General features: G+C 74.1%; 16 protein-coding genes. 5 read left to right on the plus strand and 11 right to left on the minus strand.

Annotated features, from left to right (window positions below; genetic code table 11):
• The first annotated feature begins 106 nt into the window (after positions 1-106).
• Entirely contained in the window at positions 107-1,606 is a 1,500-nt protein-coding gene (locus NX801_RS07755; protein WP_258786376.1) for a hypothetical protein, read from the plus strand.
• 93 nt (positions 1,607-1,699) lie between these two features.
• Here NX801_RS07755 and NX801_RS07760 read toward each other — a convergent pair whose 3' ends face one another.
• The 3 genes from NX801_RS07760 to NX801_RS07770 all read right to left on the minus strand — a co-directional run bounded on the left by NX801_RS07760 (position 1,700) and on the right by NX801_RS07770 (position 5,558).
• Complete coding sequence (locus tag NX801_RS07760; RefSeq protein ID WP_258786377.1) at positions 1,700-3,439, minus strand: hypothetical protein; 1,740 nt, start codon at positions 3,437-3,439, stop codon at positions 1,700-1,702.
• 377 nt (positions 3,440-3,816) lie between these two features.
• A complete protein-coding gene (locus NX801_RS07765) occupies positions 3,817-4,215 on the minus strand; it encodes a RidA family protein (protein ID WP_258786378.1) in 399 nt (132 codons plus the stop codon).
• Positions 4,212-5,558 carry an acyl-CoA dehydrogenase family protein gene (locus tag NX801_RS07770; protein WP_258786379.1) on the minus strand — a complete coding sequence of 449 codons (1,347 nt, stop codon included), beginning with the start codon at positions 5,556-5,558 and terminating at the stop codon, positions 4,212-4,214. The genes NX801_RS07765 and NX801_RS07770 overlap by 4 nt, the downstream gene beginning before the upstream one ends.
• A gap of 215 nt (positions 5,559-5,773) precedes the next feature.
• On the opposite strand from NX801_RS07770, the gene NX801_RS07775 reads away from it, so the two are divergent.
• Together NX801_RS07775 and NX801_RS07780 are read left to right on the plus strand one after the other, a co-directional pair.
• Positions 5,774-7,405 (plus strand): AMP-binding protein, encoded by a 1,632-nt coding sequence (locus NX801_RS07775; protein ID WP_258786457.1) that lies wholly within the window; start codon positions 5,774-5,776, stop codon positions 7,403-7,405.
• Between the two features lie 36 nt (positions 7,406-7,441).
• Positions 7,442-8,332, plus strand: coding sequence for a PaaX family transcriptional regulator (locus NX801_RS07780; RefSeq protein WP_258786380.1), 891 nt, complete (start codon positions 7,442-7,444; stop codon positions 8,330-8,332).
• Positions 8,333-8,490: 158 nt separating this feature from the next.
• Here NX801_RS07780 and NX801_RS07785 read toward each other — a convergent pair whose 3' ends face one another.
• The 8 genes from NX801_RS07785 to NX801_RS07820 all read right to left on the minus strand — a co-directional run bounded on the left by NX801_RS07785 (position 8,491) and on the right by NX801_RS07820 (position 21,901).
• Positions 8,491-10,767 carry a bifunctional salicylyl-CoA 5-hydroxylase/oxidoreductase gene (locus NX801_RS07785; protein ID WP_258786381.1) on the minus strand — a complete coding sequence of 759 codons (2,277 nt, stop codon included), beginning with the start codon at positions 10,765-10,767 and terminating at the stop codon, positions 8,491-8,493.
• Between the two features lie 6 nt (positions 10,768-10,773).
• Positions 10,774-11,601, minus strand: a complete 828-nt coding sequence (locus NX801_RS07790; RefSeq protein ID WP_258786383.1) for an enoyl-CoA hydratase family protein — start codon at positions 11,599-11,601, stop codon at positions 10,774-10,776.
• Between the two features lie 312 nt (positions 11,602-11,913).
• Complete coding sequence (locus NX801_RS07795; RefSeq protein WP_258786385.1) at positions 11,914-13,359, minus strand: amino acid permease; 1,446 nt, start codon at positions 13,357-13,359, stop codon at positions 11,914-11,916.
• A 249-nt stretch (positions 13,360-13,608) separates the two neighbouring features.
• The gene (gene argF / locus NX801_RS07800) at positions 13,609-14,631 is read right to left on the minus strand and encodes an ornithine carbamoyltransferase (protein WP_258786386.1); all 1,023 of its coding nucleotides are present in this window, start codon (positions 14,629-14,631) and stop codon (positions 13,609-13,611) included.
• Positions 14,632-14,843: 212 nt separating this feature from the next.
• Positions 14,844-16,076, minus strand: a complete 1,233-nt coding sequence (locus NX801_RS07805; protein WP_258786387.1) for an arginine deiminase — start codon at positions 16,074-16,076, stop codon at positions 14,844-14,846.
• 274 nt (positions 16,077-16,350) lie between these two features.
• Positions 16,351-18,906: a polynucleotide kinase-phosphatase gene (locus tag NX801_RS07810; protein WP_258786388.1), complete on the minus strand. Its 2,556-nt coding sequence runs from the start codon at positions 18,904-18,906 to the stop codon at positions 16,351-16,353.
• On the minus strand, positions 18,903-20,489 hold the full coding sequence (locus NX801_RS07815; RefSeq protein WP_258786389.1) for a 3' terminal RNA ribose 2'-O-methyltransferase Hen1: 1,587 nt from the start codon (positions 20,487-20,489) through the stop codon (positions 18,903-18,905). Before NX801_RS07815 ends, NX801_RS07810 begins: the two co-directional genes overlap by 4 nt.
• A gap of 191 nt (positions 20,490-20,680) precedes the next feature.
• A complete protein-coding gene (locus NX801_RS07820; RefSeq protein WP_258786390.1) occupies positions 20,681-21,901 on the minus strand; it encodes an FG-GAP-like repeat-containing protein in 1,221 nt (406 codons plus the stop codon).
• 343 nt (positions 21,902-22,244) lie between these two features.
• Between NX801_RS07820 and NX801_RS07825 the strand changes: the two genes are divergently transcribed.
• A complete protein-coding gene (locus NX801_RS07825) occupies positions 22,245-23,108 on the plus strand; it encodes a helix-turn-helix domain-containing protein (RefSeq protein ID WP_258786391.1) in 864 nt (287 codons plus the stop codon).
• 268 nt (positions 23,109-23,376) lie between these two features.
• Entirely contained in the window at positions 23,377-24,465 is a 1,089-nt protein-coding gene (locus tag NX801_RS07830) for an iron-siderophore ABC transporter substrate-binding protein (protein WP_258786392.1), read from the plus strand.
• The last annotated feature ends 110 nt before the right edge of the window (positions 24,466-24,575 follow it).

Raw genomic sequence — 24,575 nt, forward strand, 5'->3', positions numbered from 1 at the left:
GTGGCCGCCCCTGAGCCGCACCTCCCACCAACGCCGGCGCCGGGCCTCAGGGCGGGCCGTTCCCGCCGGGCCCGGCACGCCGCCGTACGACGGAACGGAAACTGACATGGGACGGGAATCGAACCCCCGGCGGGCGCGGACGCGCCGCCGGTGGGCAGCGCTCGGCGGCGGAGCGTCGCTGAGCCTGCTGATGATCTGCGGGACCGGGACGTTCTCCGCCGGCCCCGCCGTCGCCTTCCAGCCGGCGGCACACGACGACGCGGTCACGGGAGCACTGGGCGACCGGTTCGGCCGTACCACCCTCAGCCTGCTCCAGCGGGCCGTCATGTCGTCCGACTCCAAGCCGTACTGGTCGGACGGCAACGCCCACTGCGACGACATCGACAACCTGGGGTACGCCCACGACTACCGGGTACGGGACTTCGAGTACGCCACACCCGAGAACACCCGGCCGGACAGGCCGGAGGAGATCAAAGAGTTCGCCCGGTACTACTTCGACTTCCGCACCGGCCGGCGAGCCGCGCGCGGCGCCGCCGACCTCCAGCTCCTCGGCTGTCTCCAGTACGGCTTCGACCGTGTCAATCTCGCGGTCCACCTCGCCGGGGACCTGCTCGACGCCCGGGGCAACCCGCGTCCCTCGGTCCGCCGGGACGTGTGGTGCCAGGAGGTCCGCCCGGTGGGGAGCGGCGCCCCGGCCCCGCGCGGGGCGACCGGGGCCGCTCCGTCCGCCGCCGGAAGCGCGCCGGCGGCGGCGAGTCCCGAGCCGCGCTTCACCGATCAGCTCAAGGCCAACCCCAAGTGCAATGTGATCGAGCAGTTCGGGCGCGGCCTGCACGCCGTGCAGGACTTCTACGCGCACAGCAACTGGGCGGACAGCGAAATCACCACCGACGCGCGGGACTTCCCGTACCGGAAGAGGATCGGCACCCCGGCCAACCCGAGGGGCCTGAAGAACACGTCCGTCTTCCCGCTCTTCGACTACGCGCGGCTGGGCGTGCGCCCGGTGGACTACGCCAAGGTCGAACGGGAGGCGCGGCCGCTGCCGGGCGAGGCCGGCCGGCGGGTCGACCCCTGGCGGTACTTCCCGCCCCGGCTCACCCAGAAGGTGCGGAGCGGGCTGACCCTCCCCGGAGACGGCCGCCCCTACCAGGTGGCGCGCTTCGACCAGTTCCGCGACCAGTACCTGGTGGCCCACGGGGGACGGCCGCCGCTCGGTGAGCCGGCCCTCCGGGGACTGCAGAGCGGCTGCTACACCGAGCAGACGATCATCGGCAACCGGATCTGCGACGAGGAACGGCAGATCGGCCACTACGGGTTCGGGGACCGGGAAGACACCGACTGGGCGCTCAGCGACCGGATCGGGGGCCTGGCGAAGGACTCGTTGCTGGACACCACGGACCGCGCCGCGGCGAACCTGCGGACCGGCGAACTCCCCGCCGACCGCGAGCAGGCCGAGCGCGCGGCGGCGAACAGCAACTTCGCCAACGCGCTGAAGGTGGCCACCAAGGACACCGCGCGCCAGTGGGGGTACTTCACCCAGCGGCTGCGGGCCACCTATGGCGCCACCCGGGCCGCGGCGATGATCCGGGTGCTCACCACCGACTAGAAGTCCGTCTGACGCGCGACCACTTGGGGGCGCGGCCGTGACCGGAGGAGAGACACACGGCCGCGCCCCGGCCGGAGGGGAGGCGGCCGGGCGTCAGCTGGTCTTGGTGTTGGGCAGATGCTCCCCGATGTGGCCGACATAGATCCGGCCGTCGCCCGCGGTGTTGTCGTAGAGGTGGAGCCGGGGCGCGGGCGGGGTGCCGGAGCCGATACGGATGTGCTCGGCCATCAGCACCCGCCCGGCCGGATGGACCTCGCGCGGGACCGGCAGCATCCGGGCGTCGCGCAGTTTGGGCGCCGTCAGCACGGTACGGGACTCACCGCTGGCGTACCGGCTCCGGGGCAGCGGGACCGGGGCGCCCCGCCACTGGAGGTAGGCGGTCAGGTGCGGGATCTTGTCGGCGCCGTGCTCGGCCTTGGCCCGCGCGTACGCGTCCAGCGCCTGGAGCGCCTCCCAGGCCCGGCGGCGCCAGGTCGCCTCCAGGGCGTGCCCCCGCAGTGCCCGGGAGGTCGCGAGTACGTCCCCGAGCACGACGCCCGGCAGGTCCGTCCCGGTCCGCAGGACCAGCTCCTCCCAGGTGTCCGGGGCCGTGCGCGGCTCGGGCACGGCCGGGGCGGGGCGGTCCGCCTCCGCGAGCTGGACGCGCAGCCAGCCGACCTCCCGGGTCAGTTCGTCCAGCAGCTCCTCGGCCGCCTCCGCCTCCTGCTCGGCCCGCTCCCGCTCGCGCAGGGCCCGGCCCAGATCGCCCGCCTCGTGCACGGCGCGCAGCTCGTCATGGGCGGCGCGCAGCCGGTCCAGCTCGTCCCTGGCCGCCCGGGCCTCCGCCTCGGCGCACCGGGCGCGTTCCTCGTGGTCCCGCGCCTCTCGCCGGGCGTCCGCCAACTCCGTCCGGACGTCGCGCAGTTCGACCCGGGCCTCGACGTACTGGCCGACGGCGGCGGCGAGCCGGCCCTCGGGGGTGTTCTCCGGGTCCAGTGTGAAGCTCTCGCGGAGCAGGGCGATTCCGGCGCGGGCGGCGGTTCCGGCGGGGCGGGGCAGCTCGGCGTACCGGTGCAGGGCCGCCATCAGCTCCGGCGGGCGGCCCGGGCGGTTGAGCGCGCCCCGGATGCGCAGGTCGGCGGGGCGGAGCCCGGCGCGGTGCGCGCGGGACGGGATGATCAGCGCGTCGCCCGGCTCGATGGGGGTCGGCAACTGCTGGTTGACCACGTCCAGCACATGGGGGGCGATACGGTGCTCCACCACCCGGCCCAGCAGGGAGGCGGCCCGGTAGCGCATCAGCGGCGGCTCGGGCTCCTCGCCCTGCCTCAGGCCGCGGACCCCCTCCTCGGAGACGGTGGTGAACACATGGATGTCCGACTCCGCCTGCACCGCCAGCCGCAGGGTCAGCCGGGCCTCGTCGATCGAGGGGACCGGGTTGCAGAGCCGGTAGCGCCACCAGGGGCGGGCGGCGACCTGGTCCCAGCCCACATCGATGGTCTCGGGCCAGAACATGGTGGCCGGCGACGGCCAGGACCAGTCCCAGGGCCGGGTCGCCTCGGCGATGAGCTGCCAGGAGTGCGGCCGATGGGCGGGCATCTCCTCGCCCCGGTCGCCGGTGAGCAGCAGCAGCCGGGCACGGACATGGACCCGGGCCTCGGGGAACCACAGGGCCTCGAAGACGACGCGGTCCGAGTCGGGGTCGGGCGGGGGCACCCGGGTGAAGGTCTCGACCTCACCCTTCTCGGTCTGCCTCGCCAGCCACTTCTCGATCGTCTGCGCCGGCCGTACCGCCGTGCACGCCCCGCGGACGTGCCAGACGGTGTCGGGACAGGGATCGGGCTTCTTGCGCGCCATGCTCACCTGGGGTCGGGGACAGCGGATGGCGCTCAGTATGGGCCCCCGCGCCGAGCGGGCGCAGGGAGTTGGCGAGAGTCACCGGATGGAGTGGCGCCGGACCACGACCGAGCCCCCGAACAGGTGATCGCTCGTACCTCTGTACGTCTCCGGCCGCCCCGGGCCGCCGGTCCCCCTCGGTCCACCGGGCCGTTCCGGACGCTCCGGACGCTCCGGACGCTCCGGACAGCCGGTCCCCTCCGGCCCACCGCGGTCCACCACGGCTCGCCACGGCCCTCGGGCCGTCCGGCCCCTCCCCGGCCACCGGTGTCTCCCGGCAGCTGGTCTCTCCCCCCGCCGGTGTCTCCCCGGCCGCCGCACCGCCCGGGGCACCGCGTTCACTCCAGCACCGCCAGTCCGTCCAGCTCCACCGCCGCCGCCTCGTCCCAGAGCCGGACCACCCCGACCACCGCCATCGCCGGATAGTCGCGGCCCGCCAACCGGCGCCAGATACGGCCCAGTTCGGTGGCGCAGGCCCGGTATCCGGCCACGTCCGTGGTGTAGACGGTGACCCGGGCGAGGTCGGCCGGAGTACCGCCGGCCGCCCGCAGGGCGGTCAGCAGATTGGTGAGCGCGGTCCCGAACTGTTCCGGCAGGCTCTCCCCCACCACCCGGCCCGTTCCGTCCAGCGCGGTCTGGCCGGCCAGCAGCACCAGCCGGCTGCCGGTGGCGGTGACGGCGTGCGAGAAGCCGGTGGGCGGGGAGAGTTCGGCCGGATTGATCCGCCGCAGAGTCATCGCCGGTTCCTTCCGCCGAAACCGGAGCCGAGACCGAAACCGGAATCCGAGCCGGGGGCCGGACCGGTCCCGGGGCCGGAGTGCGAGCCGATCCCGGAGACCGGGCCGGAGCCAGAGCCGGTCTCCGAGCCCGAGCCGGTCCACGAGACCGGGCCAGAGCCCGAGCCGGTCCCGGAGGCCCCAGCTTCCCCGGCCGCCTCCGCCTCCCCCGCGGCCACCGCCCGGTAGAGCTCGCGGGCGACGAGGGTACGCTGCACCTCACTGGCGCCCTCGTAGATCCTGGGCGCCCGGACCTCCCGGTAGAGGTGCTCCAGCAGGTGCCCCCGGCGCAACGCCCGGGCGCCGTGCAACTGGACGGCGGCGTCCACCACGTACTGGGCCGTCTCGGTGGCGAACAGCTTGGCCATGGCGGCCCGGCCCGGCACGTCCGGGGCGCCGGAGTCGTACGCCTCGGCCGCCGCGTACACCAGCAGCCGGGCCGCCTCGGTGCGGGTCGCCATCTCGGCCACCTGGTGCGCCACGGCCTGGAGGTCCTTGAGCGCGCCGCCGAAGGCCCGGCGCCGTGCCGTGTGGACGACCGTGGCGTCCAGGGCCGCCCGGGCCATGCCGACGGCGAAGGCGCCGACACTGGGCCGGAAGAGGTTGAGGGTCTCCATCGCCACCCGGAAGCCGCCGCCGGGTTCGCCCAGCAGATCGGCCCGGGTGACCGGGACCCCGTCGAAGACCAGGGTGCCGATGGCGTGCGGGGCCAGCATCTCCAGCGGCTCACCACCGAGGCCGGGCCGGTCCGCCGGGACCAGGAAGGCGGTGACTCCCCGGGCTCCGGCGCCCGGGTCCGTCCGGGCGAAGACCGTGGCGAAGTCGGCCCCGGGGGCATGGGAGATCCAGCACTTCTCGCCGGTCAACCGCCAGCCCGCGCCGTCCGGTTCGGCCGCCAGGGTCAGGGCCGCGGCGTCCGAGCCCGCGTCCGGCTCGCTCAGCGCGAAGGCCGGCACCACCCGGCCGGCCGTCACCCCGGGCAGCCAGCGGGCCCGCTGCTCCGGGGTGCCCCGGGCGGCGACCGGATGGGCACCGAGCCCCTGGAGGGCGAGCGCGGTCTCGGCCTCCGTGCATTCCCGGGCCAGGGACTCCCGGAGCAGACAGAGATCCAGCGCCCCCGAGGTGAACACGCGACCGAGCAGCCCGAGTTCTCCCAGCATGGCGATCAAGGGGCGGTTGATCCGGCCGGGTTCACCCCGCTCGGCGAGCGGTCGCAGTCGGGTGGCGGCCAGTTCACGCAGCCGGTCGCACCAGGCGGAGCGCTCGGCACCCAGCGAGAAGGCGGGCGGTGGAACGTCGGACATCGAGGCCCCTTCCAGGAGTCGGCGCCGCGAAACCCCGTGCGCCCGGAGACCCGTGCGCACGAAGGCCCGTGGGCGCGAAGGCCCGGGCGCGCACCACTCCGGTGCGCGCGAAGCCCGGCACCCACCGGACCCGTGGGTTTTATCGCGTGCCATTGACTGTCGTCACTTTCCCGTTACGCTCCAGGAGCGTTCCCACCATGACAAGGGGGCGAACCATGGAGCTGACCGCGTCGGCACATCGCGACACCTTCGCCCGGGACCATCTGCCACCGCCCGGGGAGTGGCCCGAACTCGACTTCGAACTGCCGGAGTTGCGCTACCCCGGCCGGCTCAACTGCGGCACGGAGCTGCTGGACCGCACGGCGGACCGATTCGGCGCCGGCCGGCCCGCGCTCCGGGACGCCTCGGGCGGGATCTGGACCTACGGCGAACTGCGCGACCGGGTCGACCGGATCGCCCACACCCTGGGCCGCCTCGGGGTGGTGCCCGGCAATCGGGTGCTGCTGCGCGGTCCGGTGACCCCCTGGCTGGCGGCCTGCTGGCTGGCGGTGATGAAGGCCGGCGCGGTGGCGGTCACCGTGCTGGCCGAGGCCCGCGCCCAGGAGCTGGCCGTGATGTGCGAGCGGGCCTCGGTGAGCCATGCGCTCTGCGACGCCCGCTCGCTGGACGAACTGGTCCGGGCGGAGGTGCCGGGGCTGCGGATCACACCCTTCGGCGGCGCGGGCCCGGACGATCTGCTGCGGCTGGCGGCCGGCGCTCCGGCGGGGTACCGGGCGGTGGACACCGCCGGCGACGACGTGGCGCTGATCGCCTTCACCTCGGGCACCACCGGCCGTCCCAAGGGCTGTGCGCACTTCCACCGGGACGTGCTGGCGGTGGCCGACACCTTCTCCGCCCGGGTGCTGCGGCCCCGGCCCGGCGATGTGTTCGCCAGCAGCGCCCCGCTCGCCTTCACCTTCGGCCTGGGCGGGTTACTGATCTTCCCGCTGCGGGCCGGCGCCTCGGCGCTGCTGCTGGAGCGGGCCCGGCCGGAGCAGTTGCTGGCGGCCGTCGCGGAGCACCGGGTCACCGTGCTGTTCACCGCGCCCACCGCGTACCGGCTGATGCTCGACGCGCTCGGCTCCCGGACCGGTCCGCCGGAGAACCGGCCGTACGACCTCTCCTCGCTGCGCCGCTGTGTCTCGGCGGGCGAGCATCTGCCGGCGGCGGTCTGGCACGACTGGTACGAGCGGACCGGACTGCGGCTGATCAACGGCATCGGTTCCACCGAGCTGTTGCACATCTTCGTCTCGGCCGCCGACGAGGCCGCCCGGCCGGACTCCACGGGCGTGCCGGTGCCCGGCTGGCGGGCCCGGGTGGTGGACGGGGCGGGCCGGCCGGTGCCGGACGGCGAGCCGGGGCTGCTCGCGATACGCGGCCCGGTGGGCTGCCGCTATCTCGCCGATCCGCGCCAGCGGGAGTATGTGCGGGACGGCTGGAACCTCACCGGGGACACCTACGTCCGCGAACCGGACGGCCGGCTGCGCTATGTCGGGCGCGCCGACGACATGATCGTCTCGGCCGGGCGCAACATCGCCGGGGCCGAGGTGGAGGAGGTCCTGCTCGCCCACCCCGATGTGCGGGAGGCGGCCGTGGTGGGCCGCCCCGACGAGCTGCGCGGCCAGGTCGCGGTGGCGCATGTGGTGCTCCGGGCCGGGGTGCCGCGCGACGAGGTCACGGCGGACATGTTGCGCGCCTTCGTGCGCGCCCGGCTCACCCCGTACAAGTGCCCGCGCGTCTTCGCGTTCCCGGACGCGCTGCCCCGTACGGCCACCGGCAAGCTCCAGCGGTTCCGGCTCCGGGAGTGAGCGGTTCCCGGCAGGCCCCGGCATAGGGTGGGGCCCGTGGCCGAACAGCGCACCCCGGGTTCCCTGATCCTCACCCTGTACGGGGCGTACGGGCGGACGCCGGGCGACGAACCGCTGGCGGTGGCCGAGTTGATCCGGCTGCTGGCCGCCCTGGAGGTGGACGCCCCGTCGGTGCGCTCGGCGGTCTCCCGGCTGAAGCGGCGCGGCCTGCTCGAACCACGCCGTACGGCGGGCGGAGCCGCCGGGTACGCCCTCTCGCCGGGCGCCCGGCAGCTGCTCGACGACGGCGACCGGCGCATCTACCCGGAACGGCCTCCGGAGCCGGCGGCCGGCTGGGTGCTGGCGGTGTTCTCGGTGCCCGAGTCCGAACGGCGGCAGCGGCATCTGCTCCGCTCCCGGCTGACCCGGCTCGGCTTCGGCACGGCCGCGCCCGGGGTCTGGATCGCCCCGGCGGCGGTCTTCGAGGAGACCCGGCACACACTGGAGCGGCTGGGGCTCGCCCGGTACGTCGACCTCTTCCGGGGCGAGCACCTGGGCTTCACCGCCACGGCCGGGGCGGTGGCCCGCTGGTGGGACCTCCCGGCCATCGCGGCGCGGTACGAGGAGTTCCTCGCCGCCCAGGAACCGGTGCTGCGGTCCTGGGGCGGGCCCCCCGGGGGTCCGAGCGGGAGCGGGGCCCCCGGGGAGCCGGCCGGGGGCGGGGCCGCCGCGCGGGACGCCCGGGCCGACGGGGCGGACGGCACCGCCGAGGCGGCGTACCGGGACTACCTCCCCGCGCTGGACGCCTGGCGGCGGCTGCCGTACGCCGACCCCGGGCTGCCCGCCGCGCTGCTCCCGGCGGACTGGCCGGGGGGCCGGGCGGCGGCGGTGTTCGCCGCCCTCCACCGGCGGCTCCGGGACGCGGGCGCCGCCTTCGTACGCGGCTGAGCCGGCCCGGCGGCCCTACGCCCCACGTGCCGGCCGGCGGCCGTACGGGACGGGGTCCGCCGTACGGAGCCCGGGGCCCGGCCGGAGGTCGTACCCGACCGGGACCGGCCCGGCGGCCGTACGCGCCCGGGACGGGCGGCCCCCGGCGGCCCGCCCGCTCAGGTGGCCGGCGGGAGGGTGAGCCGGGGCCGGGGGCCGTCGGTGCGGCCGGTCGGCGGCCGGCGGCTGCCGGCCCGGTACGGGTCCGGCCAGGGGGCGCCCGGGCCCTGATAGCCCTGCTCGGCGGCGGCGTGCAGGGTCCAGTGCGGGTCGTAGAGGTGCGGCCGGCCCAGCGCGCAGAGGTCGGCCCGGCCCGCGAGAATCAGCGAATTGACGTCGTCCCAGGAGGAGATGGCGCCGACCGCGATCACCGGCACCCGCAGCTCCGCCCGTATCCGGTCGGCGTAGGGCGTCTGGTAGGAGCGGCCGAACTCCGGCCGCTCGTCGGCGACCACCTGCCCGGTGGAGACGTCGATGGCGTCCGCGCCATGGGCGGTGAAGGCCCGGGCGATCTCCACGGCCTCCTCGGCGGTGGTGCCGCCGGGCGCCCAGTCGGTCGCGGAGAGCCGTACGGTCATGGGCCGTTCGTCCGGCCAGGCCTCCCGTACCGCGTCGAAGACCTCCAGCGGAAAGCGCAGCCGGGCCTCCGGCGAGCCGCCGTAGGCGTCGGTACGGCGGTTGGTGAGCGGCGAGAGGAAGCCCGACAGCAGATACCCGTGGGCGCAGTGGAGTTCGAGCAGATCGAAGCCGGCCCGGGCGGCCCGGCGCGCGGCGGCGGCGAACATCCCGCGCAGATCGGTGAGCGCGGCCCGGTGCAACTCCTGCGGGACCTGGCTGACACCGGGCAGATAGGGCAGCGGGGAGGCCGCGTACAGTGGCCAGTTGCCGGTGTCGAGCGGCTGGTCCATGCCCTCCCACATCAGCTTGGTGGACCCCTTGCGGCCGGAGTGGCCGAGTTGGACGCCGATCGCGGTGCCGGGCGACCGCCGGTGGACGAAGTCGGTGATCCGGCGCCAGGCGGCGGTGTGTCCGGGCGTGTAGAGCCCGGCGCAGCCCGGGGTGATCCGGCCGTGCGGGGAGACGCAGACCATCTCGGTCATCACCAGCCCCGCCCCGCCCAGCGCCCGGGCGCCCAGATGGACCAGGTGGAAGTCGCCCGGGAGGCCGTCCTCGGCCGAGTACATGTCCATCGCGGAGACCACCACCCGGTTGCGCAGGGTCAGTCCGCGCAGGCTCAGGGGGGTGAACATCGGCGGCGTACCCGGCGGGCAGCCGAACTCCCGCTCCACCCCGGTGGTGAACTCCGGGTCACGCAGCCGGAGATTGTCGTGGGTGACCCGGCGGCTGCGGGTGAGCAGGTCGAAGGCGAACTGCCGGGGCGGCCGGTCGAGCCGGCCGGCCAGCTCCTCGAACCAGCGCAGACTGGCGGCGGCGGCCCGCTGGGTGGACTCCACCACCGGGCGGCGCTCGGCCTCGTACGCGGCGAGCGCGGCGGTCAGGTCCGGGTGCTCGGTCACACAGGCGGCGAGCGCCAGGGCGTCCTCCACCGCCAGTTTGGTGCCGGAGCCGATGGAGAAGTGCGCGGTGTGCGCGGCGTCGCCCAGCAGCACGGTGTTCCCGTGCGACCAGCGGGCGTTGGTGACGGTACGGAAGGCGGTCCAGGCGGAGTCGCGGGCGATCAGCGGCCGGCCGCCGAGCGCTTCGGCGAAGACCTTGGCGCAGCGGGCCACCGAGTCGGCCGGGTCGGTCTCGTCGAAGCCGGCGGCCCGCCAGACCTCCTCGCGCGTCTCCACGATGACGGTGGAGGCGTCCGGCGCGTACGGATAGCCGTGCAGCTGCATCACCCCGTGCTCGGTCTCCGCGATCTCGAACCGGAAGGCGTCGAAGGCGAAGCCGGCGGCGAGCCAGATGTACCGGTTGCGATGGGTGGCCAGGCGCGGCCCGAAGACCTCCGGACGGGCGGCCCGGGTGCGGCTGTGCACCCCGTCGGCGGCGACCACCAGGTCGTGGGAGGCGGCCAGTTCGGCGGCCGGCGGCGCCTCGGCGCGGAAGCGGAGCCGTACCCCGAGACCGGCACAGCGCTCCTGGAGGACGGCGAGCAGCCGGCGGCGGCCCAGCGCGGCGAAGCCGTGGCCGCCGGAGGTGAGCGTCCGGCCCCGGTGCACGATGTCGATGTCGTCCCAGCGGACGAACTCCTCCCGTAACGCCCGGTACACCTCGGGGTCGGCGTGCTCGATACCGCCCAGCGTCTCGTCGGAGAGCACCACCCCGAAGCCGAAGGTGTCATCGGGGGCGTTGCGCTCCCAGACGGTGATCTCCCGAGCCGGGTCGAGCCGTTTGAGCAGCGCGGCCGCGTACAGTCCGCCGGGCCCGCCGCCGATGACCGCGATCCGCACGGCCCCTCACCGCCCCTGCCAGACGGGCGGCCGCTTGCCGGTGAAGGCCGCGTGGAACTCTGCGTAGTCGGCGCCGTTCATCAGCAACGCCTGGGTGGCGGCGTCGAGTTCGACGGCGGCGCCGAGCGGCATGTCCAGTTCGGCGGTGAGCAGCGCCTTGGTCTGGGCGTGCGCGAGGGCCGGCCCGTCCGCGAGCCGGCGGGCGAGTGCGGCGGCCCGCTCGTCCGCCTCGCCCTCGGCGGTGAGTTCGCTGAGCAGCCCGACGCGCTCGGCCTCGGCGGCGCGGACCGGCTCACCGAGCAGCAGGATCCGGGTGGCGTGGCCGAGGCCGACCACCCGGGGCAGCAGATAGGCGGCGCCCATGTCGCCTCCGGAGAGCCCGACCCGGGTGAAGAGGAAGGCGAACCGGGCGGTGGGGTCGGCCACCCGGAAGTCGGCGGCCAGGGCGAGTACCGCGCCCGCCCCGGCCGCCACCCCGTGCACGGCGGCGATCACCGGGAAGGGGCACTCCCGCAGGGCCCGGACCACCTGGCCGGTCATCCGGTTGAAGTCGAGCAGCTGCGCGGTGTCCATGGCGAGGGTGGCGCCGATGATCTCGTCCACGTCCCCGCCGGAGCAGAAGCCGGGCCCCTCCCCCGCCAGTACCAGGGCGCGCACCAGCCGCTCCCGGGACAGCTCGGCGAGCAGGTCCCGCAGATCGGCGTAGGCGCCGAAGGTGAGGGCGTTGAGCTTTCCCGGCCGGTCCAGGGTGACGGTGGCGACCCCGTCCCGGATCTCCAGCCGGAGATGGCGCCATGTCCCGGTGCGGGCGGCGGAGCTGGCAAAGGGGCTCATCGGTACGCGGCCTCCCTCGGTGGGCGGACCCCCGAGGCCCGCGTGGGGTGGGTGCGGTGCGACCCGGGCGCCGCGCTTCGACGCTAGCACGCATACGTGACGCCCGTCACGAGTGCGCGACATACCCCGGCACCCGCGAGATTCGGGATGCGAAGCGCCCGGCGGTGGGCGCCGGGGACACGACGGCGGGCGCCCGGGACACGACGGTGGGCGCCGGAGGTACCGGCGGGCGCCCGGAAAGACGACGGCTCCCGCCCGGAGAGGATCCGGGCGGGAGCCGTCGGTGGTCACCGGCGCTCCGGGGGCGGGGCGTCAGCCCTCCGGGGTGGCCGCGGGCGCCTCGGCGGCGGCCGCCTGGCGCAGCCCGAGCCGCGAGTTGCGGCGCCCGTAGAGCGCGTACACCAGCGCCCCGGCGGCCAGGAAGACGGCGAACTGGAGCCAGGTCCGCCAGCCGGTGCCCCAGATCAGATACAGGCAGAACAGCACGCCGAGCGCGGGCACCACCGGGTAGAGCGGCACCCGGAAGCTGGTCTCGGCGTCCGGGTAGCGGCGGCGCAGCGCGATCACCGCGATGTTCACCGAGGCCATCACGGCGAGGGTGCCGATGGTGGTCAGGTTCATCACCACGTCCAGCGGGACCACGGCGGCCGGGACGGCGAAGACCAGCGCCACGATCCAGGTGTTGGCGACCGGGGTGGAGGTCTTCGGGGAGACCTTCTCGAAGACGTGCGGGACCAGGCCGTCCCGGGACATCGACATCAGGATCCGGGTCTGGCCGTACATCACCGCCAGCACCACCGAGGCGATGGCGACGACCGCGCCGAAGGCGATGATCCCGCCGCCGAACGCCGACTCGGTGACCCGGTCCACGATCAGCGAGAGGGCGGCCGGCTGGTCGGCCACCTCGTCGGCGGAGAGCGCGCCGATGGCCGCGACCGCCACCGTGCAGTAGAGCAGGGTGACGATGCCGATGCAGATCAGGATGGCCAGCGGAATGTTCCGGCGGGGGTTCTTGACCTCCTCGCCGGCGGTGGTGATCGCGTCGAAGCCGATGTACGAGAAGAAGGCCAGCGAGGCGCCCGAGGTGACCCCGGCGATCCCGTGCGCGGTGAACGGCGAGAGGTTGTCCGAGCGGAACGCGGTGAAGGCGATGGCGCAGAAGAGCACCAGGACCACCAGCTTCACCACCGCCATCGCGGCCGTCGCCCGGGCGCTCTCCCGGATGCCCCGGACCAGCAGCAGGGCGGCGAGCCCGATGACCACGACGGCCGGGATGTTCACCACTCCGCCGTCGCCGGGCGGGCTGGAGAGGGCGGCGGGCAGCTGCCAGCCGACCAGGCTGTCGAGCAGTTCGTTGAGGTACTGGCCCCAGCCGACCGCCACGGCGGAGACGGAGACGCCGTACTCCAGCAGCAGACACCAGCCGACCAGGAACGCGGTGCGCTCCCCGAGCGTGGCGTAGGCGAAGGAGTACGAGCTGCCGGAGACCGGGATGGCGCTGCCCAGCTCGGCGAAGGCGAAGGCGGTGAGGACACAGGTGATCGCGGCGAGGAGGAAGGAGACCACGACCGCGGGGCCCGCCTCCGCCACACTGTCGGAGAGCCCGACGAAGATGCCGGTGCCGACGATGGCGCCGACGCCGAAGCAGACGAGCTGGAACAGGCCCATCGTGCGGTTGAGGCCGTGCCCCTCCAGGTCGGCGCCGGATTCGGCGATCAGCTGGGCGGGGTTCTTGATGCGCGGTCCGGTGGGACGCATGGGGTGGTTCTCTTCTCTTGGCCGTGCTGCCGTGCGGAAAGCGGGTCGCGACGCGGGGTGCGGTCGCACGGTACGCGCCCGGATGCGGATCGCGCGGTGGGCGGCGTACCGGAGTGCGGCGTGCCGGGGTGTCGCACCGGAGTGCGGCACCCCGAGGGGCTGTACCAACACGACGGGGCCCGGGCCTGCGAGCCCGGACCCCACCATGCGAATCGTTCGTACCGATCGTAGTCGATACGGATCAGTGGATCAGTGGCCGGATACGTCCCCGGCGGATCCGAGGGTCGCCACCAGCACCGCCTTGATGGTGTGCAGCCGGTTCTCGGCCTCGTCGAAGACCACCGAGTGCGGCGACTCGAAGACCTCGTCGGTCACCTCCAGCTCGGTGCGGCCGTACCGCCGGTGGATCTCCCGGGCGACGGAGGTGCCGAGGTCGTGGAAGGCGGGCAGGCAGTGCAGGAACCGCACCTCCGGATTGCCGGTGGCGCGCAGCACGTCCATGGTCACCGTGTACGGGCCGAGGGCGGCGATCCGCTCGTCCCACACATCGGCGGGCTCCCCCATGGAGACCCATACGTCGGTGGCGACGAAATCGGCGCCCCGGACCCCCTCCGCGATGTCGGGGGTCAGGGTGATCCGGGCGCCGCTCGCCCCCGCCAGCTCCCGGGCCCGGGCCACCACCGGCCCGGCCGGCCAGTACTCCTCGGGCGCCACGATCCGGACGTCCATGCCGAGCAGAGCGGCGGTGATCAGATAGGAGTTGCCCATGTTGTACCGGCCGTCACCGAGATAGGCGAAGGCGACGCGCTCCGGGGGCCGGCCGGTGTGCTCGGTCATGGTGAGCACGTCCGCGAGCATCTGGGTGGGGTGCCAGTCGTCGGTGAGGCCGTTGTAGACCGGCACCCCGGCGTGGGCGGCCAGCTCCTCCACCGTGGCCTGGGCGTCGCCCCGGAACTCGATGGCGTCGAAGAACCGCCCGAGCACCCGGGCGGTGTCCCGCGCCGACTCCTTCTTGCCGATGTGCGAGCCCGCCGGGTCGATATAGGTGGTGGCGGCGCCCTGGTCGGCGGCGGCGACCTCGAAGGCGCAGCGCGTCCGGGTGGAGGGCTTCTCGAAGATCAGCGCGATGTTCCGGCCGCGCAGCCGCCGGACCTCGGTGCCCGCCTTCTTCGCCGCCTTGAGTTCCGCGGCCAGGCCGAGCAGGCCGCGGAACTCCTCGGCGGTGAAGTCCAGCTCCTTGAGGAAGTGGCGACCGGTGAGGTCGGGGGCCATGGCGCTGCTCCTGGGGTCTGGGTACGGGACATCGGAATCCTATACGGGTGGATGCAATTTTATACATCCTCTGTTCCGTCTCCGGCCGGTGCCGCCCCCAGGGCCCGGCGGCCGGCCGGGCGGGCCGGCCCGGCCGACACCGATCATGGCATCCCGCTCCCGGGCCGCCTCCTCCCCCGCGCACCCGGCACCGGCACTCACGCACCGAGCACTCACACGGCGTCGCGCTCCACCGGGCAGCTCATACAGCGCGGCCCGCCCCGCCCCCGGCCCAGCTCGCTGCCGCGGATCTCGATCACCTCGATCCCCTCCTTGCGCAGATGGGTGTTGGTGGTGACATTCCGCTCGTACGCCACCACCACCCCCGGCTCCACCGCCAGCACATTGCAGCCGTCGTCCCACTGCTCCCGCTCGGCCGCGTGCACGTCCTGGGTGGCGGTGAGCACCCGGATGGCGGGCAGCTCCAGGGCGGCGGCGACGGCCCGGTGCATGTGCTCCGGCGGGTGGTCGGTGACCTTCAGCGCCCGGCCGCCCTCGCCGGGCTCGATGGTGTACGAACGGAGCATGCCGAGCCCGGCGTACTGGGTGAAGGCGTCCGGGGCGACCATGGTCATCACGGTGTCGAGATGCATGAAGGCCCGGCTCTTCGGCAGGTCGAGGGCGACGATGGTACGGGCCGAGCCGGCCGCGAAGAGGCCGCGCGCCAGCATCTCCACCGCCTGCGGGGTGGTGCGCTCGCTCATGCCGATCAGTACGGCTCCGTTGCCGATGACCAGCACGTCGCCGCCCTCGATGGTGGACGGGAAGTCGCCCTGTCCCTCCGACCAGTGGTGGAAATCGCCCGCCTCCGGCCCGGTGAACAGCGGATGGTGCCGGTAGATCGCCTCGAAATGGACCGTCTCGCGCTTCCGGGCCGGCCAGCGCATGGCGTTGATGGAGACACCGTCGTAGATCCAGGCGGAGGTGTCCCGGGTGAAGAGGTGGTTGGGGAGCGGGCCGAGCAGGAAGTCGTCCGGGTCCATCACATGGAACCGGACCGAGACCGGCTCGGGATGGCCCTCCAGGAACTCCCGCTTGGTCATCCCGCCGACCAGCGCCGCCACCAGATCGGCGGTCTCCATGGCGTCGAAGGCGGCGCGGAGGTGGTCGGTGGCGAGCGGACCGTACTCCTTCTCGTCGAAGACCCGGTCGAGCACCAGATCCCGCGCCGGTCTCAGCTCCAGGGTCTCGCGCAGCAGGTCCCCGAAGAGGTGCACCGCCACCCCCCGGTCGCGCAGCACATCGGCGAAGCCGTCGTGCTCCTGGCGGGCCCGGCGCACCCAGAGGACGTCGTCGAAGAGCAACGCGTCCTTGTTGCGCGGGGTCAGCCGCTTCAGCTCCAGATCGGGCCGGTGGAGTATGACGCGGCGGAGCCGCCCGGTCTCGGAATCGACGTGGAATCCCATGCCCTCATCCTGACCACCCGCGTCACAGTTCACCCGCCTTCACCGCCGCGACCTTCCGGCCGGGCCCGCGCCCGGACCGGACCGGGCCGGGACCAGGGCCGGAGCGGGCCGCCGGGACCCGGCGGTACGGCGGCCCGGCACGACCCGTGACCACCCGGGCCCCGCCGCTCCCGGGCGGCCGGGACAGTGGAGCCGGGCCCGCCCGGGTCCACGGCCACTCGCCCGCCCGGGTCCACGGCGGGGCGCGCCCCGGTTCACCGCCGGGCTCCTGGGTTCAGAGCCGGGGGTCGACCGGCTCCGACTCCAGGGCCAGCACCGCGAAGACCGCCTCGTGGACCCGCCACAGCGGCTCGCCCCCGGCCAGCCGGTCCAGCGCCTCCAGGCCGAGCGCGTACTCCCGCAGCGCCAGCGACCGCTTGTGGCCGAGGGACCGGTCCCGCAGCCGCTCCAGGTTCTCCGGGCGGGTGTACTCCGGGCCGTAGACGATCCGCAGATACTCCCGGCCCCGCACCTTGACGCCCGGCTGCGCGAGCCGCCCCCGGCCGTCCCGCACCAGGGCGTCCAGCGGCTTGACCACCATGCCCTCGCCGCCCGCGCCGGTGAGCTGCAGCCACCAGTCGGTACCGGCCCGCACCGAGGTCTCGTCGCCGGTGTCCACGAGGATCCTCCGGGTCGCCCGGAGGAGTCCGGTCGGGTCCCGCTCCACCAGCCGGTCCAGCCAGGCCAGCTGGGCGTCGTGCGGTACGTCCGCCAGCGACCGGCCGCGCCCGGCGAGCACCTGGAACGGCGCGAACCGCACCCCGTCCAGGCCCTCGGTGGTCCAGCAGTACCGCCGGTACGCCTCGGTGAACGCCGCCGCGTCCACGGCCCGGGCCCGCTGCCGCTCCAGCAGCGCGCCGGCCCCGGCGCCCCGGGCCCCGGCCGCCTCCAACGCGGCCACCACGGCGGGCAGCACGGCGCCCGAGGCGGCGCCCACGGCGGCGTACTGGCCGCGCAGCAGCCCCATGGACTTCAGCGACCAGGGCAGCAGCTCGCCGTCGAGCAGCAGCCAGTCGGTGTCCAGCTCGTCCCAGAGCCCGGCGCCGGTGACGGCGGCCCGCAGCCGGTCCAGCACCTCCTCGGTGACCGCCGGGTCGTCGAAGAACGGCCGACCGGTACGGGTGTACAGCGCGCCGGTCGGCCCGGCGGCGCCGAACCGCTCCCGGGCGGTGTCCGCGTCCCGGCAGACCAGGGCGACGGCCCGCGAGCCCATGTGCTTCTCCTCGCACACCACCCGTGCCACCCCGTCGGCCCGGTACTGGGCGAACGCCTCCGCCGGGTGCTCCAGATAGCCGTCCAGCCGGGAGGCGGCGGTCGGCGCCATGGTCGGCGGGAGGTACGGGAGCAGCGCCGGGTCGACGGCGAACCGGCTCATCACCTCCAGGGCGGCCGCCGCGTTCTCCTCGCGCACGGCGACCCTGCCCAGGTGGCGGGTCTCCACGACCCGCCGTCCGTGCACATCGGCCAGGTCGAGCGGCCGGCCCTGGTGGCCGCCGGGCGCGTCGGTGGCGAGCGGCCGTACCGGCTCGTACCAGACCTTCTCGGCCGGTACGTCGACCAGTTCGCGCTCCGGCCAGCGCAGCGCGGTCAGCCGGCCGCCGAAGACGGCCCCGGTGTCCAGGCAGATGGTGTTGTTCACCCAGGAGGTGGTGGGCACCGGGGTGTGGCCGTAGACCACGGTGGCCCGGCCCCGGTACTCCTCGGCCCACGGGTAGCGCACCGGCAGCCCGAACTCGTCGGTCTCGCCGGTGGTGTCGCCGTACAGCGCGTGCGAGCGCACCCGGCCGGAGGTGCGGCCGTGGTACTTCTCGGGCAGCCCGGCGTGGCAGACCACCAGACGGCCGCCGTCGAGCACGTAGTGGCTGACCAGTCCGTCGATGAACTCCCGCACCTCGGCCCGGAATTCCTCGCTCTCGCGGTCCAGCTGGGCGATGGTCTCGGCGAGCCCGTGGGTGAGCTGGACCTGCTTGCCGCGCAGCCGGCGGCCGAGCTTGTTCTCGTGGTTGCCGGGCACACAGAGGGCGGTGCCCGCGCGGACCATGGACATCACCCGGCGGAGCACGCCCGGGCTGTCGGGCCCCCGGTCCACCAGGTCCCCGACGAAGACGGCGGTACGCCCCTCCGGGTGGGCGCCGTCCGCGTAACCGAGCCGGGTGAGCAGCGCCTCCAGTTCGGCCGAGCAGCCGTGCACGTCCCCGATAATGTCGAACGGGCCGGTGAGGTGGCGCAGGTCGTTGTAGCGCGGCTCCAGCACGACCCGGGCCGCCGCCACCTCCTCGGCCCCGCGCAGCACATGCACCTTGCGGAAGCCCTCGCGCTCAAGTCCCCGCAGTGAGCGGCGCAGTTCGCGGCGGTGGCGCTGGATGACGTGCCGGGGCAGGTCCGCCCGGTCCGGCCGGCCGGCGTTCCGCGCGGCGCACACCTCCTCGGGGAGGTCGAGCACGACGGCGATCGGCAGCACATCGTGCTCCCGGGCCAGCCGCACCAGCTGGGCGCGGCTCTCCCGCTGCACATTGGTCGCGTCGATCACGGTCAGCCGTCCGGCGGCGAGCCGCTTGCCGGCGATGTAGTGCAGTACGTCGAAGGCGTCCCCGCTGGCGGTCTGGTCGTTCTCGTCGTCCGCGACCAGCCCCCGGCAGAAGTCGGAGGAGAGCACCTCGGTGGGCTTGAAGTGCCGGCGCGCGAAGGTGGTCTTGCCCGATCCGGTGGCGCCGATCAGCACCACGAGGGACAGATCGGTGACGGCCAGCGCCCGTCCGGCCGGCTCCCCGGCGATGTACCCGGCGCTCATGCCGCCCCCTCCCCCGTGCCCGTGCTCGTGCTCGTGCTCGTGCTCGTACCACTGCGGTCGCTCATCCCATGGCCCCCGTCATGCACACCACTTACCTCACTCACACCGCTCGTCACACCGTCCCCGGCCGCGCCGACGGCATCACTGCCCCGGGTGAACACCGCCAGCTGGGTCGGCGGCCCCACCTCCGGGTCGTCGGGCCCCACCGGCAGATACCGCATGGTGTATCCGTACCGCTCCGCCACCGCCGAGGCCCAGGCGCGGAACTGCGCGCGGGTCCACTCGAACCGGTGGTCACCGTGGCGGACGTGCCCGGCGGGCAGGCTCTCCCAGCGGACGTTGTACTCGGCGTTGGGCGTGGTGACGACGGCGGTGCCGGGGCGCGCGGAGCCGAAGACCGCGTACTCCAGCGCGGGCAGCCGGTCCGGGTCGACATGCTCGATCACCTCGCTGAGCACGGCCGCGTCATATCCGGTGAGCCGCTTGTCGGTGTACGTCAGCGAGCCCTGGACCAGCCGTACGCGCCCGGCCTGGCGCTCGCTCATCCGCTCCGGCTTCAGCCGCCGGCCGGCCACGGTGAGGGCGCGCACCGAGACGTCGACGCCCACGATCTCGGTGTACCGGACGTCCTTGAGCAGCTCTCCCACCAACTGGCCCTGTCCGCAGCCCAGATCGAGCACCCGGCCGGCGCCCGCCCCGCGCAGCACCGCCAGAATGGCCTCCCGGCGCCGGACGGCCAGCGGGACCGGTCGCTCCTCGGTGTCGGTGGTCTCGTCCACCGCGTTGTCGACCGCCTCCGCGTCGAGGCCCTCCGCCTCGGCCAGCCGGGCGAGTTCGAGCCGCTCGGTGGCCTGCCGGGTGAGGCCCCGGCGGCGGGCCAGATAGCGGCTGGTGATCAGCTGTCGCTCGGGGTGTTCCGCGAGCCAGCCCTCCCCGGCGCGCAGCAGCTTGTCCACCTCGTCGGGGGCTACCCAGTAGTGCTTGGCGTCGTCCAGCACCGGCAGCAGCACATACAACTGCCGCAGCGCGTCGGCCAGGCGTACCTCGCCCTCCAGGGCCAGCCCGACATACCGGGAGTCGCCCCACTCGGGAAAGGCCGCGTCCAGGGCCACCGGTTCGGCCCGCACCTCCGCCCAGCCGAGCGGCCCGAAGAGCGCCCGGACCAGCCCGGCCCCGCCGCGCGCGGGCACCGCCGGCACCTCGATCCGCAACGGCAGCGGCGCCGCGGCCCGTTCGGGCCGGGCGGCGCAGTCGCCGCGCAGGGCGCTCTTGAAGGCCGTGCTGATCGCCACCGACAGCAGCGAGGACCCGGCATAGGGCCGGTCGTTCACATACTGCGCCAGCGCCGCGTCGGGCGCCCCGCCCCGGCCCTTGCCCCGTCCGCGCCGCACCAGTCCGAGCGCGTCCACCTCCAGCAGCAGCGCCGCCGTGCACCGTTCCTCGGACGCCTCGGGGTAGAACACATGGGCGGTGCCGTACGCGGTGGAGAACGCCTGCGCCTTGCCGGGATGCTTGTGCAGCAGGAAACCCAGGTCGGTGGCGGGGCGTTCAGGGGTGCCGGTGGTGCTGATCGTCAGGAACACACGCCCGATTCTCGCCCATCCCCACCGCCCCCACCACGCCTTTTCCCGGGTGGCCCCGCCCGTGGGCGCGGCGACCCGGGCACCGATCCGGCAGCTCCGGAAGCCAGGTCCGGGCCGGGCCGCCGCGCGGAGGCGACGGCCCGGCTCCCGGCCCCTGGGCTCCGGGCCCGTGCCCGGAACCGGCGGCCGGATCAGAAGAGGCCGTTCAGGTCCCACCAGTCGGTGTCCACCACCACGCCCGGCTCCAGCGCACCGTTGCCCCGGCCCGTGTGAACGAGCTGGCAGCCGACACCCCGGCACTCCGGACTGACGAAGTCACTGGTGGTCGTGGTGACGAGGTCGGCCCGGCCGTCACCGTTGACGTCGCCCACCCCCAGGAAGGTGTCCATGAGCTTCCAGCCGCTGCCGGAACCGCTCAGCACCCGGGGGCCGAGCGAGCCCGCCTTGCCCGGGTAGAGCCAGAGCTTCCCGGTGGACGCCTCGCGGGCGATCAGATCGGCTCGGCCGTCACCGTTCATGTCGCCCGCGCCGACCAGGGCGTTGATGCCGTTCCACCCGCCGCTGCCGAGGAGCTTGCGCACTCCCAGGCCACCCGTGGCGGTACCCGGGTACAGCCACAGCTTGCCGGTGGACTTCTCGACGGCCAGCACATCGGCACGGCCGTCGCCGGTGAGGTCACCGGCGCCGACGATCCGGCTCATGGCGTTCCAGCCGCCGCCCAGGAGCTTGCGGGCACCGAGGCTTCCGGTGCCGGTGCCGGAGTACAGCCACAGCTTTCCGGTGGACGCCTCGCGGGCGAGCACGTCCTCCCGGCCGTCGCCGGTGAAGTCACCGTGCCGGACGAGGGAGTCGAAGGCGTTCCAGCCGCCGGTGCCGACCAGCTTGCCGGTGGTGTCACCGGGCAGGAACCAGAGCCGGCCCGCCTTGTCCCGGACGAGGACATCGGCCCGGCGGTCGGCGTCGAGGTCACCGAAGCCCGCCGCACGGGGCGCGACCGACGAGTACCACCGCGGGTAGACCGGCAGGACGCACTCCCGCGACGTGGGAACGAGCCGCAGCGAGCTGACGGTGCCGCCCGAGTGGCCCCACTCGGTGCCCTTGGGGTCGGGATCCCACACGGAGACACTCCCGGCCGGCCCGTGCTTCGGGTCGTCGTACAGACAGGCGAACTTGGACGTGTGGTTCACGACCGAGCGGAACGTGTTGTCCCAGGCCCCGAGCGTCGCCTTGTCGGTGTTCGTCTTGAACATGGTGCCGGTGCCGTTGTCGGTCTTCCAGGCACAGAAATACCCCGCCGGGCAGTCCTTGATCGCGGCCTGTGCGGGCGCCGCGCCCGCACCGAGGAGCCCGAGCGAGGTGAGCCCCAGCGTCGTGGCCAGCGTGGCCAGGCGCCGGAGCGGTGATACGCGCATGTCTTCCCTCCCTGACGCGGCGCGGAGAAATCCTCGACACGCCGCCAGAGGAAGATACCCGGTGGCCGATCACCCCGCGCCGGGGCCCGGTCCCTCACCCGCCGTTCTCGGCACTCTCGCCGTTCTCGGCACTCTCGCCGGTCTCGGCACTTTCGCCGGTCTCGGGGCACCCGGTGCTCTCGGGGCTCTCGGCGTGGTGACCGGCCGCCCGCCGGCCGGCGCCCACGGAGTGGACCGGGGCGCGCACGCGGGAACTCGCGGGTCCGCAGGCGCCCGGGAGGCCGGGGAGCGTCCGCCGTGACGCACGGCGGTCCACCCCATCAATTTAGGTTACCCTAAGTTCATGTCTGTTTCGGTGGTTGCCCCCGGTCGTGAGCGCGGTGCGGGGCTCATGACGGCCGCGCTCCGATGGACCGAACCATCGATCGGCGGCCCCCTGGTGGACGCCCCCTATCTGCTGACCACCGCGGTCTTCGACGGCTCCGAACCGACCGGGCCGACGGCGACCGGCGTGCACACGCACACCGACGCGCTCCTGGTCTGGCCGCACACCGGTTCGACGACGCTGCAGACCCGGAACACCGTCCGCCGCCTCCTGCCCGGCCAGGGCGCCTGGTTGCCCCCGGGCACCCCGCACGCCTCCCGCCCCGATCCGGGCAGCGTCAGCTGCTACACCTATGTGACGCCGGCCGCGATCCCACCGCACTGGTCCGCCCCGCGGCCGCTGCGACTGGGGCGCGCGCTCCAGGAGATGCTGCTCCACCTCGACGCCACGCCGATGCCCGACGAACGCCGGCTGCGGACCCAGCGCCTGGTCATCGAGATGCTGGAGGAGGACCCGTACGCGGCGATCGAGGTTCCCGTCCCCGAGGACCCGCGGATCCGCGCCCTGGCCGACGACATCGTGCGGGCCCCGGAGAGCGACCTCTCGCTGGAGGAGTGGGCGAGCCGGCACGCGCTGAGCGTACGCACCGTCACCCGGGCGTTCGTCCGTGACGTCGGCATGCCGTTCGCGCGGTGGCGGTCGCTGGTACGGATGTCTCTGGCCACGACCCTGCTGGCGCAGGACTGCCCGGTCAACCTGGTCGCCCACCGCTGCGGCTACGCCACCACGAGCGCGTTCTCCGCCGCCTTCCGCCGGGTGACCGGCACCAGTCCGACCGCGTATCTGCGCGAACGGACAGCGCTCGCACCGGCCGACCGCTGAGCACCTCGCCGGGCGGCCGGGCGCCCCTCCCCGGCCGGGCCTCTGCCCCGACCACCCGCCGCCGGAGCGGTCCGGCCGGCGAGTGACCGATTCGCGACGCACTCTGGCCGGTTCTCGACCCCCTTCCGGGGCCCACTCTCCTACGGTCCACTGAGTAAGGGTGACCTAACCTCAACGGTGCCGGCCTGACGGTCCGCACCGCTGCCCGTGGCACACCCCGTACACCCGCTGTCGCACCACCACGCGGTGTCCAGATCCAAGGAGAAACGTGTCCCTATCCCTTCCGGCCAGACGCGGACCGGGCGCCCTGGCCCGCGCCGCCGCGCTCGCCGTCGCCGCCGTCCTCCTCCTGGGAGGCTGCGGCGGTGGCGAGTCCGGGCAGGCCGCCCCGCAGGCGAAGACCGGCACCGGCGCGAGCAGTTTCCCCCTGGCCATCAAGCACGCCCACGGGACAACGACGATCAAGCAGAAGCCCCGGCGCGTCGTCGCGCTCAACGGGATCTCGCTCGACGTGGTGGCCGCGCTGGGGACCGTACCGGTCGGCGTGGACAAGCAGTGGGGCGGCGACAAGGACGGGTACACCCCGTGGTTCCGCGGTGCCGTCGAGAAGCTCGGCGGTCCCCTCCCCGAGGTCCTGAAGCAGGGCGACGGAGGCGAGATCGACTTCGAGCAGATCCTCGCGCTGAAGCCGGATCTCATCATCGGTCTGTACTCCGGCATCACGGACGTCGACTACAAGCGTCTCTCCGAGATCGCGCCCACCCTGCCCTACCTCAAGAAGCCCTGGGACGGCGGGACCTGGCAGGAGATGACCCGCACCATCGGCAAGGCGATGGGCGAGAACGCGAAGGCCGAGCGCCTGGTCGGCGATGTCAGCGGGCAACTGGCCGCCGTGGCCGAGCAGCACCCGGAGTTCAAGGACAAGACCTTCACCTACGGCCTCGCCCTCACGCCCGGGGCGACGGAGGTCGGCCTCTACCTCGACTACGACGCCCGCGTCCGGCTGCTGACCGAGATGGGCTTCAGGAACACCCCCTCGATGAGCGCGATCGCGTCCACCGCGAAGGGCTCCGACTGGTACGGCGCGATCAGTCTGGAGAAGCTCGGCACGATCAAGGCCGATGTCTTCGTCGCCTGGGCGAACGACCCCACCGAGATCACCCACTCCCTCAAGGACCCGCTCTTCGCGCGCTGGCAGCCGATCGCCGGGAAGCACTACGCCTTCGTGGCGGACGACCAGCTGGCCATGGCCACCACCGGAACGTCCGTGCTCTCCATCCCCTGGGCGCTCGGACGCTATGTGCCGATGCTCGCCGACGCCGTGGCGGGCAAGGGCGCCACCGGCACGCACTCCTGACCGTCACCCGGCGCCCGACCGTCACCCGGCGCTCCTCGGGTCCTGTCGTTCGGATCCTGCCCAGCCCGACCCGAACGACAGGCCCGGGTGACACCCCTCCAAGGACGACC

Origin of the sequence: Streptomyces pyxinae (genome assembly GCF_024756275.1) — a bacterium.
GTDB classification, from domain to species: Bacteria; Actinomycetota; Actinomycetes; order Streptomycetales; family Streptomycetaceae; genus Streptomyces; species Streptomyces pyxinae.